The sequence below is a fragment of the Enterococcus sp. DIV1421a genome, from assembly GCF_051711025.1.
Classification (GTDB): Bacteria; Bacillota; Bacilli; order Lactobacillales; family Enterococcaceae; genus Enterococcus_B; species Enterococcus_B hirae.
Window position 1 is genome coordinate 2,288,815 of record NZ_JBIOLU010000001.1, and the last position, 13,576, is coordinate 2,302,390.

Annotated in this window: 11 protein-coding genes; 3 read left to right on the forward strand and 8 right to left on the reverse strand. The window is 37.9% G+C overall.

Annotated elements, in window-relative coordinates; all coding sequences use genetic code 11:
* The first annotated feature begins 261 nt into the window (after positions 1-261).
* Entirely contained in the window at positions 262-906 is a 645-nt protein-coding gene (locus IGK21_RS10370; RefSeq protein ID WP_034700590.1) for a lytic polysaccharide monooxygenase, read from the forward strand.
* A gap of 170 nt (positions 907-1,076) precedes the next feature.
* Here the strand turns inward: IGK21_RS10370 and IGK21_RS10375 are convergent, their stop codons facing one another.
* The 7 genes from IGK21_RS10375 to IGK21_RS10405 form a co-directional block, all read right to left on the reverse strand.
* The gene (locus tag IGK21_RS10375; protein WP_034700593.1) at positions 1,077-2,078 is read right to left on the reverse strand and encodes an SIS domain-containing protein; all 1,002 of its coding nucleotides are present in this window, start codon (positions 2,076-2,078) and stop codon (positions 1,077-1,079) included.
* Between the two features lie 12 nt (positions 2,079-2,090).
* On the reverse strand, positions 2,091-3,140 hold the full coding sequence (locus IGK21_RS10380; protein ID WP_034700594.1) for an SIS domain-containing protein: 1,050 nt from the start codon (positions 3,138-3,140) through the stop codon (positions 2,091-2,093).
* A 16-nt stretch (positions 3,141-3,156) separates the two neighbouring features.
* Positions 3,157-3,978, reverse strand: a complete 822-nt coding sequence (locus IGK21_RS10385) for a PTS system mannose/fructose/sorbose family transporter subunit IID (RefSeq protein ID WP_010720756.1) — start codon at positions 3,976-3,978, stop codon at positions 3,157-3,159.
* Complete coding sequence (locus IGK21_RS10390) at positions 3,965-4,738, reverse strand: PTS mannose/fructose/sorbose/N-acetylgalactosamine transporter subunit IIC (RefSeq protein WP_181915097.1); 774 nt, start codon at positions 4,736-4,738, stop codon at positions 3,965-3,967. The genes IGK21_RS10385 and IGK21_RS10390 overlap by 14 nt, the downstream gene beginning before the upstream one ends.
* A gap of 17 nt (positions 4,739-4,755) precedes the next feature.
* Complete coding sequence (locus IGK21_RS10395) at positions 4,756-5,226, reverse strand: PTS sugar transporter subunit IIB (RefSeq protein ID WP_010720758.1); 471 nt, start codon at positions 5,224-5,226, stop codon at positions 4,756-4,758.
* Positions 5,227-5,238: 12 nt separating this feature from the next.
* Positions 5,239-5,658 carry a PTS sugar transporter subunit IIA gene (locus IGK21_RS10400; protein ID WP_034700596.1) on the reverse strand — a complete coding sequence of 140 codons (420 nt, stop codon included), beginning with the start codon at positions 5,656-5,658 and terminating at the stop codon, positions 5,239-5,241.
* Between the two features lie 76 nt (positions 5,659-5,734).
* Positions 5,735-8,503 carry a sigma 54-interacting transcriptional regulator gene (locus IGK21_RS10405; protein ID WP_034700598.1) on the reverse strand — a complete coding sequence of 923 codons (2,769 nt, stop codon included), beginning with the start codon at positions 8,501-8,503 and terminating at the stop codon, positions 5,735-5,737.
* A 374-nt stretch (positions 8,504-8,877) separates the two neighbouring features.
* Between IGK21_RS10405 and IGK21_RS10410 the strand changes: the two genes are divergently transcribed.
* Together IGK21_RS10410 and IGK21_RS10415 are read left to right on the forward strand one after the other, a co-directional pair.
* Positions 8,878-10,593 (forward strand): ABC transporter ATP-binding protein, encoded by a 1,716-nt coding sequence (locus IGK21_RS10410; RefSeq protein ID WP_034700600.1) that lies wholly within the window; start codon positions 8,878-8,880, stop codon positions 10,591-10,593.
* Between the two features lies 1 nt (position 10,594).
* The gene (locus IGK21_RS10415) at positions 10,595-12,361 is read left to right on the forward strand and encodes an ABC transporter ATP-binding protein (protein WP_010737174.1); all 1,767 of its coding nucleotides are present in this window, start codon (positions 10,595-10,597) and stop codon (positions 12,359-12,361) included.
* Between the two features lie 283 nt (positions 12,362-12,644).
* On the opposite strand, the gene IGK21_RS10420 is transcribed toward IGK21_RS10415, so the two are convergent.
* Positions 12,645-13,535 (reverse strand): helix-turn-helix domain-containing protein, encoded by an 891-nt coding sequence (locus IGK21_RS10420; protein WP_034700603.1) that lies wholly within the window; start codon positions 13,533-13,535, stop codon positions 12,645-12,647.
* Positions 13,536-13,576: the final 41 nt, after the last annotated feature.

The window sequence follows — 13,576 nt, forward strand, 5'->3', positions numbered from 1 at the left end:
TAGTTCTAGTATCGCTAGGCTCAACATCGTGGGATCTTTTTCGTTTCACTTTTGCCACTCATCAATAATAAGAGCGTATCAGAAAGAAGTTATCTTTTATCGAATGCTTTTTCATGATAGCGAACTGAGTGTACTTTTTTAGGAACCATACTTTTTTTGTTGCAATAACAAACAATATTTAACCCTCTTCTCCTATCGTTTTATACTATTTTTGTGAAAAAATTTATTTCACATAATAAGCAATTGATGGAGGGAATCAAGATGAAAAAAAGTTTAGTCGTAGGATTAGGTCTCGTTTTAGCAACAACTGGTTTAACTGCCTTATCGACAGTTAATGTGGATGCTCACGGTTATGTGGAGAAACCTATCAGTCGTGCCTATCAAGGAGAATTAGACAGTAAGAAGAATTGGCATGCAGCTCTTGAAAAATACGGTGAAATAATTACTGAGCCACAATCACTAGAAGCACCTAAAGGATTCCCAAATGGTGGACCTGCAGATGGAAAAATTGCTTCCGCAAATGGCGTCAAAGGATTTGAATTAGACAAACAAACTGCTACTATTTGGACAAAACAAAACCTTTCAACTGGTCCAACGAAATTCACTTGGTCTTATACTGCCGCGCATAAAACAGCTAAATGGCATTACTATATCACGAAAAATAATTGGAATCCAAACAAACCATTATCCCGCGATGAATTTCAATTTATAGGTGAGGTAGACGGTCACGGGAAAGATGCCGACACAAATCTAACACACACGATCACTATTCCAAGTGATCATCTCGGTTATCATGTCATCTTAGCCGTTTGGGATGTGAATGATACTTCAAATGCCTTTTACAATGTGATTGATGCGAATATCCAACCTCGTAATCTCTTAACTGACTTATCAAACAATTCATAAAAATTCTTCTATCAACATATCAATACACGGATCAAATCGCTCACTTGATCCATGTCATAACCAAAAAACATACCAGCATGAACCGTTTATTTCACTGACAGACGATTCATATTGGTATGTTTTATTTTATTATTTTACGAAATCGTTCCTCTTAGAACTGAATGTGTCGCTTAATACTCAAATTGACGGTAATATCTTCTGATTTCTAAGGGGTGACAATTTAATTGCTCGATATGTGCATCGATTCGTTGTGTCACCGCATGCATCAGCAAATAAGAAAGGACACGTCCACGATAACTTTCGTCAATTCCTTCAATTGGATAGTCTTTTGTATCAATCAATGTATAATTTGCACAGATTTTTGGTAATAGGTTTGCGACTCTTTCTGCAAGTACACGTTGTTCATCTTCTCCTAAGAACAACGTCACTGGTGTCGTTTCTTCAATCACTTCTAGCGTACCATGTAAAAATTCAGCAGCGTGGATCGATTTAGAAGGCAACCAACTTTGCTCTTCCCAATAACACATCGCATAAGAATAGACAGCGCCCCATTGGTTCCCAGCACCGATAAAATAGTGCATCGAATCATGACGATGTTTTTCAGCAAACACTAATCCAAAAGCATCTGCTTGTTTTTCGGCTTCGACTAAGCCAACTGCTAAGTGCTCTTCTAATTGTTGATAATAGGTTTCGTAGTCTTCAAATTCGCCATGATTATACATCAAACGATCTGCGACCATAAAGAATTTGATTTGTTCGGTTCCAGGTGCAGGATAAGTGATTGTATGGTCACAAAGTTCAGCGAGAATACTCTCTTTTGTATCAATAAACCCGATCAGTGTCGCACCCACTGTTTTGATTTCTTTGACCGCTTGCACGACTTCTTGCGTGGTACCAGTAACTGAAGACAAGACAACAATTGATTTTTCTGTTAGGCGTTTGTTGCCAGTTGTGTAATATTCTGCTGCATGTTGGACATAAACAGGTAGGTTACTTTTACCATTCATATAAGTCACAGCTTGCATCGCTGACGCGTAGGTTCCGCCGATTCCTAAATAATAAATTGCATCGAATCCCTCTCCCAATCCGTCAATGATTTGTTCCACTTGCGGACGTAAAGCGAGCGCCCCATTGATATCCTCGATTTGTTTTTGTTCATTGAATTTTAACATAGTCTCCACCTCTTAAATTTTACTTTTTAATACTTCATCAAAATCATCAAAAATTCTTTGTCCTAAATCAATCCCTTTGGCAGTCGCAATTTTATAAGCCAAAACTTGGATCGGTACAACTAAAGCTAAAACAGAAAGATCTTCTTCGCTAGTGATTCCCAGACTAAGCTGATTCTCAGTCGTTTCTCCTTCAGTCGTTACAACAATGACCTGTCCAACATATTGTTTCATGTATTGTGCTAATCGCTGGGAACGTTGCTGACTATCACTGTTGGTTTCCAAGAAGAATAGGATATGACCAGGATTGGCTTCTAAATACGGACCGTGCATGTATGCCTCTAATTCAAAGCCTTGGGAAGGTTCCCGAACAGTTTCCGTAAACTTGGTTTCAAACTCTTTCGCTGTTCCCCAATTCGGTCCATACCCGATCGCAATAAATCGTTTTGCTACACGAAAGAGTGCTTCATTTTTTTCAAAAAATTGTTCTGTTTGCGCAATGATCTGAGGAATTTTCATCACGATTTCTCTTAGTTGAACTAGTTTTTCTTCTTTTTGCGCTGCTGTTATTCGATCTTTACTGGTTCCAATCGCTAGACCTAAGAGAATCAACTGAAGAACGGTTGCTGAATAGCCCTTGGTAACAAATCCCACTTTTTCCACGCCCATATTCAAGTCAATCACTTGATCCACTTCTTTGGTGATCGGACTTTGATCATCTCCAGTTAAAGCGATCGTCCGTCGTTTTGATGATCGGATCTTTCGAATGGCATCGACTGTCGAAGCACTTTTCCCACTTTGAGAAACAGCGATGACTGTATCAACTTCTTCTGACAATTTCCCATAATGATTAAAATGATAAGGTTCTTGGATATCCACAGTGATGTCTCCATAGCTTTCTAGTGCCGGCTTTGCAGCAAGACAAGCATTATACGAAGAGCCTGTCGCCAGAATCAGAACGTGTTGCATGTTTTGATAAGACACATGAAGTGACGAATCATTCTTTTCAAGAATCGCTGATAAAGCTGTTTTTTCTTCATGAATATAATCAAGCATTGTGACCATCTTGTTCTCTCCTTTTCTAAAAGATACCAATCCATGAACCAGCGATCCCAAAAATAGCTAATCCAATCAAAATCATCAATGGTTTGACTTCTTTTTTCAATAAATAAAAGACTGCTCCAAAGGCACCTAAACTTAAAATATGAGGAACGATATCATCAAAAATACTTTGGATCGTGACGGCATTTTCACCTGTTCCGATTTTCAAAGGAATATTGATATCGATCATCGTCGCAGTCATTCCGCCAACTACCATCAATCCAATGATTGAAGCACCTAACGTTAAACTTTCCATCATTCCGTTTGCTTGGATTTTCTTTAAAAATCCAGTACCTAGTCGATAGCCCCAACTTGTTGCCAAGTAACGAAACAAAACATGAGGGATATTGAAAATCAAAAGGAATAAAATTGGTCCTAAAATATTTCCTTGTAGTGCTAGCGAAGTCCCAACACCCGTCGCAATCAAACGCAACGTTCCCCAAAAGAATGAATCGCCTAACCCTGCTAAAGGACCCATTAGTGAGGTCTTGATACTATCGATAGCTGTTACATCAAACTCTGGGTCATTTTTATTTTCTTCTTCCATTGCTGCATTGATCCCTAAGATCAGGGTCACGATATGTGGTGTCGTGTTAAAAAATTCCAAGTGTCGTTTAAGCGCCGCTGACATTTCTTCTTTGGTATGATAGAGCTTTTTCAAGATGGGAATGATGGCAAAGACATAGGCCATATTCATCTGTCTTTCATAGTTCCATGAAAATTCCATTTGAAATGAGCGCCAAAAGACCTGATTCAATTCTTTTTTGGTCACTTTGTGTTCTTCTTGATTAGAAGTCTTCATCCTCTTCTACCTCCCCTGCTGAAGTTTGAACGGATACTTGACGTACGTTCATGATATTGACGACAACGACGGCTAAGATCGCCCCAAAGATGGCAATACCTGTTACTGGAATCTCTAAGTAAGCTGCTATAGCAAAGCCTAAAAAGAAATAAGGTGCTACTTTTTTATTGATCAATAAACGTGCCAGCATGGCAAATCCAAGCGCTGGAATCAACCCAGTTGCAACGGTCAAGCCGTTTTGCACAAAATCTGGTATTTTCGCTAAGAGATTCCCGATCGTTTGACTTCCGACTAAATAAGAAATCATGACTACCAGACCAAGCATCAATGACAAGCCGAAACCAGCTAGTAAGTGCATGTGTTCGACCCCTTTATAATTCCCATCCTCCGCATAACGATCTGCTCTGTGGTTCATGATCGGAATCAATAGTCCTAAATAAACATTTTTTAAAATAAGGGTAAGTGTCGCAATTGGTAAACCTAATAGTAATGCTGTTTCTGCTCCTGCAGTAATGGCAAATGCAGTTCCTAAGATTCCACCGGTCACAACGTCTGGTGGAATCGATGCTCCAACTGAGAATGAACCAATAAAAGCTAATTCCAAAGTTGCTCCCATAATGATACCTGTTTTTACATCTCCCAAAACAATCCCTGTAAATAATCCCGTTACGATCGGACGAGAAAGCAGGGAAGTTCCTAACGCATACTCTGATTGCGCAATAAAGGCAACCAGACCTAAAAGAATTGCTTGTAGGATCATCTTTTATTCTTCCTTTCTCATAAGACTTCCTTTGCTGCTATTTTTTTATCTGCTGGTACTTGACGAATTTCTACTTCTATCCCATCAGCGATCATTTGTTCCAACAATTTTTCTTCTTCAGGTAATACGTTGACCGCTTTACCTAGACTCCGCGTTCCTTCCTTTGCTTTAATCCCACCTAAATTGATTTGCTTGATCTGTGGACAAGCTTTTGCTAATTGATACGCATCTTTCACAGACTCTACTACGATAAATAGTTTATATTTATCCGTTACGCCACTTTGTAATGCAGCGATCGAATCTTCAATCGATTTGATCACTAGTTTCACTCCTTGTGGCTTTGCCAGCTTAATGGTTGTTTTGCGTATTTCATTGTTTGGCACATCATCATTTGCGATCAAAATACAATCTGCGCCAATTGACTGTGTCCAAGAAAAAGCGACTTGACCATGTAATAAACGATGATCGACTCTTGTTAAAATAATCATTTCCAATCCCTCCTAAAATTCTTCTTCTTCCATTTTTTTTTCAATACTTTCATTACAAAATTGGATCATTTCTTTTGAATCATTCAATACCTGATGGATCAATTCAACGATTGAATCAGCTGTCTCAATTTTTGTGGCAATCTCGATCAACAATGGCAGATTCAAACCAGCAATCAAGTAGATATTCGGTCGGTTAACGTACTGCAAAAATTCATTGTTTACACTGCCACCAAATAAGTCAGTGATGATGATCAACTCCTGCCCTTGATGATCGTTGATCAATTGCTGCACTGATTTTGCTAAATCAAACGTTTCAGTTCCATAGCAATCTAACGCTAGGATCGAATGCGTTTTACCAAAAATAAGTTCCAAAGAATCTAAAATCCCTGAAGCAAAACGTCCATGGGAGGCTAGAATAATTGTTCTTTCCATGTTTCCACCTCTTTCTTACTCTCACTACAAATAAAGCAAGATACGTGCCAACATAGTGGCGGTATCTTGCTTACGATTAAAATTCTTCTTCTGAGCCTATTTTATCCTCTACATTTTCGAGAATATCATAAATATAAGCGACTTCTGATGGTGGGATCGTGACACTATAATGTTCTTCGATGACACTAAATGCTTCTTTGATTCGATCCAAGGTTTCTTTTTGACACTGTAACAACTGTTCTTGACCATGGTAACTTTCAATCGGGATCTGCCTGATCAATCGCTCGATCAAACAACTGACATGGACAAAAAGGGCGATCTTTTGTGGCGTCGTGATGTTCTTATCAAAACGCATCTCCAATTCACGCATAAACAGCTCGATTTCTGTCATCACTTTTTCTGTATCAAGGATCGTCACCGACTCCAGTACTTTTTCTAATGAAAAATTTCGGACAAATTGCTGATCAAAGTTAGCTTGTTCTTTCAATGAAAAAATAGGAGCCAGCCATTGAACAAGTTCATCCATTTTCTCTCCTGAAATCAATGACTCTAACGAAAGATATGGCATCGTGTCGATTTGAGGATTCGTTGTCCCAATGATGCCAATCACATCGTACATCGAAAAAACCGATTCCGTTAATTTTCTTTGGGTTAATACTTGGTATTCATAAGGGATGATTTTAAGTGCGCTGTTTGCTGGTAAACTTTTTTCAAGTAGTTCACTCATATGGACAGCCGTTCCGATCCCCGTCATGCAAGTGATCAGTAATGCTTTTTGTTTATTTTTTTGAGGGTAAATGATCGTCCACTCTGCTTCCAAGGAGGCCACCGCTTCCTTGACGATTTCTTCCAGATCAGTCATTTTTTGCATTTTTTCTCCAATACTGATAACTAATGGTGTTGTCACATTATTCAAAATAACGATTGGGGCAAAGACCTGATCTTTGAATAGTTGATGGATTTCTTTTAGCGAGCCCATATCAACTAAAATAATCAGTCCATTAGAGATATCATGACGATTACTGTAATCGATCATTTCATCCGCAATTTGTTGGGGTGTCACATCTAAGGGCATATCAAAGGATTCAAACAGATCATTTCCCAACAGTCGATTAGCGACGTTTGCCATACTACTAGCGGTAGCATAACCATGAGCAGCAATGATTGCTTTAGGCACACTTTGTTCTTTTGTCCATTTCGTCCGTCTCAAATAGATCGTTAATAAAATATGATCTAATAAAGTAACTTCTAAATCTAACTTGGCTTGTGTCAATTCCAAGATCCGATGGGCGTAGTGATAGTTTGCTGGATACATTAGTTCTAACTGGCGGTCTAGTTCCTTGATTAATTGTTCGATTTCTCCATCTTCTGGTAACCACTTTACTGTGCTTCTTTGATAGAGATAATAACTTAGCGCATAGACGCTGTTACCATCAAACTTGATCTGATAGGCACTTTCCATTTGTTTTAGCGTTTCTCGAATGGAGTGCAACCAGTAGACTAGTAGTTCATGTTTTTCTTGGCGACTCGTTTCAAAGAGTAAAAAATCAAATAAATAAACGACTTCTTCTTTTAATTTTTCCTCACAGTTACTTACTGTTGCGCCATTTTTCTTAAAGGTCAATAATAGTTGTTCAAAGCAGCGGATCATTCGCTCCTGTTCTGGTTGTCTTTTTTCAACCAAATGAGCTAATTCTTTTTTCTCAGTGATCCACACAGCTGATTGGGCTGGGCTGTCTTGATGGGGAACCTTCAAAAGATATCTTTGTAAATGTTGGAGTTTGATCGATAGGCTCTCTTCCTCTTTTTGTTCAGCGAATGCTTTGGCTACAGCTACTTTTACGCTATTTTTCAATTCGCCGATGTTTCCCGAAAAACTTTGGTTCGTCAATAATGACAGCACTTGACCACTCACTTTCATTGGTCGCTCGATTTTTCTTTGTTCATTTAAGAAAAAAGAATAAATCAGCTCCAATCGTTCTTCTTTTCCACGAGCACGTAAAGAAGGCAGATCAATCTTAAAAGGAATCCGACGCATAAAAGTGGGCAGAAAATGTTTGGTGACTTCTTCAGTCGTAGCAAAGAAGAGCCGAACATCGACTTTTTTCCCCTGATTCGTTTCTCCCATTCGATAAATAATCCCTTGATCCAGATACGTAAACAATTTTTCTTGTCCTTCAGGGCTAAGTCGATGAACTTCATCTAAAAATAATAAACCCCCATCGGCTGCCTCAAAAGCGCCAACCTTATCTTGTGTCGCACCGGTGTATGCTCCACTGACATGTCCAAATAAATTACTCGTCAACAATTCTGGATTGTCGGCATATTGGGCACAATTCAACGTCACGAAAGGCGCATTTTCTGGTAAGAGATCATGTTCTAAACAGTATTGATAAACGATATTGACTAAGAAGCTTTTCCCTGTACCACTTTCTCCAGTTAATAACACAGGTAGCCCACCATCTGGATAAAAAAGAGCTGTTTTGATTTGTTCAATGCTTTCTTTCAGGCTTGCTTCGTGACCGATCACTAAAGAAAAAAGATCTTTACTTCTTGAAAAAATAGGCTGTTCAGCCCTTATTTCTTCAGTTGAGGCATAGTACGTTTTACTTAAAGCAAAAAATTGCTGTTCAAAAGCCATTTTATGAAAGTAATAGACCGGACGAGAATTGATCTTAACCAAAATGCTAGCTTCATTTAATTGATTAAGATAATGACTGACCGTATTACGTTTCACTTTAAAGTATGCTGCTAAATATTTCGCTGTAAAAACATCACTTAATTGTGCTAAATCGATAAATGCCGTTTGATTTTCTAAATAATCTTGGATTTCTTCTTTTAACATTCTCTCACCTCTTCTCCATCATAGGAAACGCATTCATTTTGTCAATAGCTATTTTTATCTAAAAAGAAGGAGAAACAAACGAGATTCGTCAATGACTTTTTTTGCTAATTCACTTCAAAGTTTCATTTATGAAAAGGCTTATTCACTTTTCATTCTAAATTTCATAAGATACAATGTGAGAGTACCTACTTATACATAGGAAAGTACTCGTTTAAGACAAAGGGTCATCAATGTAAAATAGACAGAAATTTCTTGCAACTGACTCCCCTTTCTCTTAAATCCGTGCCTACCGTTTAAGTAGCTAAGAAAGAAATTCGAGAAAATTTATTTGGCTTTTTCTTAGCTAATGGTAAATATATTTTAGGAGGAATCATATGATTCAGTTATTGCGTTATGCAAAAGATTACCGTAAACAAATCATTCTGGGTCCCGTTTTTAAATTCTTAGAAGCTGTCTTTGAATTGATTTTGCCATTATTGATGGCCTCATTGATTGATAACGGTCTAAAGATGAATGATCGTGGTGTGATCATCCAAATGGGGATCTGGATGGTCGTGATGTCAGTTGTTGGATTGATTTGTGCGATCATTTGTCAATATTATGCTTCAATAGCTTCACAAGGATTTGGTACTGAGCTTAGAAATCAACTAATCAAGAAAATCAATTCCTTTTCACATAGTGAATTAAATCATTTTGGTACAGATACATTGATCACTCGAATGACGAACGACATCAACCAACTCCAATTAGCATTAGCCATGGTAATCCGTTTATTGATCCGTGCGCCATTTCTAAGTATCGGTTCAGTCGTCATGGCCTTTGTGATTGACTGGGAAATCGGCTTGTTTTTCTTAGCTATCCTACCGATTTTTTCAATCATTTTATACTTTATCATCAAAAAAACAATTCCACTGTACCAAAAAGTCCAAGAAAAACTGGATCGTTTAAATGAAACGGTTAGTCAAAATCTAAGCGGTGTTCGTGTAATTCGAGCATTCTCCCGCACAAAAACAGAAATTGATACTTTTGATGAGGACACCGATGAATTAGCTAAAAACTACTTACGTGTTTCAAATATCTCAGCTCTCTTATCACCGGCTACTACATTGATCATGAATATCGGTATTATTTGTTTGTTGACTGTTGGTGGGCTCAAAGTCAATATCGGACATTTGCAACAAGGTCAAGTCCTTGCGTTGATCAATTACATGAATCAAATGTTACTGGCATTGATCGTCGTATCTAACCTGGTCGTTATCTTTACCCGGGCCGAAGCTTCAGGTAATCGGGTCAAAGAAGTCCTAGAAACTGACATTACACTGACAGATGCAGAAGATGCCTTGACACCGAATTTCCAATCCGAAAATATCGTTCAATTTGAACATGTCGACTTTCGTTATACTGAAAAGTCAGGATTATCTTTACAAGACATTACTTTTGCTTTGAAACGAAACACGGTTTTGGGGATCATTGGACCAACCGGTAGCGGAAAAACAACTTTAACTCAATTGATTCCACGTTTCTATGACGTCAACGCAGGTTCCGTTGCTTTTGATGACGTGGATGTTCGCTCATGGAAACTTGATCCTTTAAGAAGCCAAATCTCACAAGTTCCTCAAACCGCTGTTTTATTCACTGGAACTATCCGTGAAAACCTTCAATGGGGAAAAGAAGATGCCACAGATGAAGAATGTTGGGAAGCTCTTAGAATTGCTCAAGCAGAAGATTTTGTTCGACAACTTCCTAAAGGATTAGAAACAAAGGTAATGGAAAACGGAAAAAACTTTTCTGGCGGTCAAAAACAACGTCTAACGATTGCACGTGCGTTAATTGCCAAACCTGAATTATTGATTTTAGATGATTCTTTAAGCGCGTTAGATTATCAAACCGATCTTAACTTAAGAAAAGCATTACAAACCTCACTAGATACGACAGTCATTATTATTTCTCAACGAATCCGCTCGATTCAAGAAGCACATAAGATCCTCGTGATGGATCAAGGAAAGATCGTTGCGCAAGGGAAACATGAAGATTTATTGAAGGATTCCGTTGAGTATCGCGAAATCGTCGCATCACAGGAGGAAGAATAAGATGAAAACAAAAAAATTATCCTGGAAAACCCTCAAACGATTCGTTCCTTACCTTACAGCCTATTCAAAAGATATCTGGTTTGCGATCCTTTTAGGGATCATCAACGGGATCGCTACTGTGGTAATGACTTTACAGATTGGTCAAAGTATTGACCAAATGATCGGCGCAGGTCAAGTTCGATTTGCTCAATTGTTCCACCTCTTATTATTATTTGGCGGGATCGTATTGATCAACGTGATCAGTCAATGGCTGATCCAAGTCTTAAGTAATCGCTTGGCTTATCTTTCCGTAGCAAAATTAAGAAAAGATGCCTTTGCACGTTTGAATAAATTACCGCTTCGTTACTATGATCAAAATTCACACGGGAATATCGTTAGTCGTTTTACCAACGATATGGATAATATTTCCATTGCGATCTCTGCGGCTTTTAACCAAATGTTTGCCGGCGTGGCTATCATCGTCTTGTCTTTTATATTTATGTTACGCCTTAGCCCGTTATTGACACTCGTCGTGATTTGCTCCACACCGATCATTTTTCTTGTGAGTTGGATCGTTGCCCGTGCATCACAAAACGACTTTGACAATCAACAAAAGATTATCGGGAATATCTCTGGCTTTGTTACCGAACGGATCGGGAATCAGAAAATCGTCAAAGCCTTTCAACAAGAAGAAATGAATCAACGACAATTCCAAGCATTGAACACTGATCTTTATCAAAAAGGACAACGTGCCCAATTTTCTTCTTCTTTGACGAATCCGTCTTCTCGTTTTGTGGATCACTTGGCTTATCTTTCGATTGGATTAGTTGGTGGTTTACTAGCATTAAGAAGTGGCTCAGCCATTACAGTCGGTGTGATCTCTAGTTTCACGATCTATTCTAGTCAGTTTTCTAAACCGTTTATTGAACTTTCTGGAATCACGACACAGATCCAAACCGCTTTTTCTGGATTAGAACGTGCCTTTGAACTCATCGATCAACCCGAAGAAACGCCAGATGAACCTAATGCTTATGCGTTGAATCCAGCAACAATCAAAGGTGAAGTAGCGTTCAATCATGTATCCTTTTCTTATGAACCAAGTCAACGATTGATCGAAAATTTCAGTTTCGTTGCTAAACCAGGGCAAACGATTGCGATTGTAGGTAAGACTGGTGCTGGTAAATCCACGTTAGTTAACCTGTTGATGCGTTTTTATGATGCGACAGGTGGAACCATTACGATCGACGGGTATGATATTCGAGATATCCAAAGAGATAGCTTGCGAAAAAGCTTTGGAATGGTTTTACAAGATACTTGGCTCTTTGACAGTACGTTAAAAGAAAATCTACAGTATGGCAATCCAGATGCTAGTGATGAAGAAATCAATCAAGCACTCAAAGCTTCGTATATGTATGAATTTGTGGAACGCTTGCCTGAAAAGTTAGCAACAAAAATCGGCGGACAAGGACTGAAAATCTCTGACGGACAAAGACAATTGTTAACGATCGCCCGTACAATGATCAGCAACCCTCCTATGTTGATCCTAGATGAAGCAACTAGTTCAGTCGATACTTTGACGGAAAAGAAAATTCAAGATGCCTTTTTAACAATGATGGAAGGCAAAACGAGCTTTGTGATTGCCCACCGTTTATCGACAATCAAAAATGCCGATCAAATCTTAGTCATGGAGCAAGGCGCCATCGTTGAGATGGGTACCCACGATGAATTACTACAAAAAGACGGGTACTACCATCAACTATATCAAGCGCAGTTTACTAAAAATAGTTAACTCAATCAAAAAGTAGTTGTAATAAATCAGTGTAACTGTCCCTCAAGAGCTAGTTTTTCACTAACTTTTGTGGGACAGTTATTATTTTATTAGAGAAAAGCATTAAAAGAACCTATTCATTCACTCCTAAAACATGAACAACGTCTTTGCGACATGACTCACTTTATATGTAAATGGTTATCAAAACTATACTTCTTCATAAAAAAACAAAAGCAAAACATTTCATCCCTAGCTCATCTTTAAATAGCTTAGCTGCCCAAAACTTCCTTACTACCAACGGTTTTTATTCTATAATTGAAGGTAAAAGAGAAAGACCATAAAGTCTCTCATATTTTTTTAAAGCTAAAAGAAACTCCTTTTCAAGTTGAGTTGCACCAATTAACCTAATCCCCATAAAAAAATCTGTTAATTGCTTAGGATTAGCTGTACGCTCGACCAAGCTATTCAGTAGCAAATCGTCAAACCTTTCGTGTACCTCTGTTTTTTGTGGTGTCACTAGTCTACCTCGAACCATCTTTAATTTTTCTAGATATTCTTTTGAATAGCCGCTTTCTTTTCTTTCTAGCATTAAAAGAAAGAGAACATGATACAACGTGCAAAGTGAAGAGAGAAAATTTTCGTTATCACCCATTCTTTCTACTTTCGAAGCTTGCATTTGAATAAATTCTGTTGTAAAAAGAAAAGCCAGTGAAGTAAATGTGACTATTTCAAAACGACCATATTCTGCTACTTTTTCTAGATGGTTCATGATCGCTTTGATATAAACCTTATCATGTAGGGTAAACTTTCTTTCATCATTCGGTAGTAAATGCCATTGATAGCCTTTAGCTATTAGATAATTCCGCTTATCAACAATGCTTTTTGTTTTTTTGGTATCTAATTCTAAATTTCTTAATCGGTCGTCAATTGGTAACTTGACATCTTCCAATTGACTAAGTAGCTGATTTAACTTTTGTCTTGGATGATTTCCGTTTATTTTATTTAAATAAAATAAACATTCGTCTAACTCAATGTTCATCTTTTTTAAAAAAGCTAATAAAGGAATCAATGGAATCTGATTTTTACCACTTTCGTATTTTACTAAAGATTCTCTAGAAGTTATTTTATGTGCTAACTCTTTTTGAGATAACCCCCTTTCCTTTCGAAATTTACGTAGTAATTCATGAATTTCCATTCGTCGTTCACTTCCTTTTTTAAATTCAATGTGACTATTGA

Coding starts and splice junctions, on each gene's coding strand:
- IGK21_RS10395 (WP_010720758.1), bottom strand. CDS start 5,226: ATGATTATTTTAACAAGAGTCGATCATCGTTTATTACATGGTCAAGTC.
- IGK21_RS10370 (WP_034700590.1), top strand. CDS start 262: ATGAAAAAAAGTTTAGTCGTAGGATTAGGTCTCGTTTTAGCAACAACT.
- IGK21_RS10380 (WP_034700594.1), bottom strand. CDS start 3,140: ATGGTCACAATGCTTGATTATATTCATGAAGAAAAAACAGCTTTATCA.
- IGK21_RS10415 (WP_010737174.1), top strand. CDS start 10,595: ATGAAAACAAAAAAATTATCCTGGAAAACCCTCAAACGATTCGTTCCT.
- IGK21_RS10410 (WP_034700600.1), top strand. CDS start 8,878: ATGATTCAGTTATTGCGTTATGCAAAAGATTACCGTAAACAAATCATT.
- IGK21_RS10385 (WP_010720756.1), bottom strand. CDS start 3,978: ATGAAGACTTCTAATCAAGAAGAACACAAAGTGACCAAAAAAGAATTG.
- IGK21_RS10390 (WP_181915097.1), bottom strand. CDS start 4,738: ATGATCCTACAAGCAATTCTTTTAGGTCTGGTTGCCTTTATTGCGCAA.
- IGK21_RS10420 (WP_034700603.1), bottom strand. CDS start 13,535: ATGGAAATTCATGAATTACTACGTAAATTTCGAAAGGAAAGGGGGTTA.
- IGK21_RS10400 (WP_034700596.1), bottom strand. CDS start 5,658: ATGGAAAGAACAATTATTCTAGCCTCCCATGGACGTTTTGCTTCAGGG.
- IGK21_RS10405 (WP_034700598.1), bottom strand. CDS start 8,503: ATGTTAAAAGAAGAAATCCAAGATTATTTAGAAAATCAAACGGCATTT.
- IGK21_RS10375 (WP_034700593.1), bottom strand. CDS start 2,078: ATGTTAAAATTCAATGAACAAAAACAAATCGAGGATATCAATGGGGCG.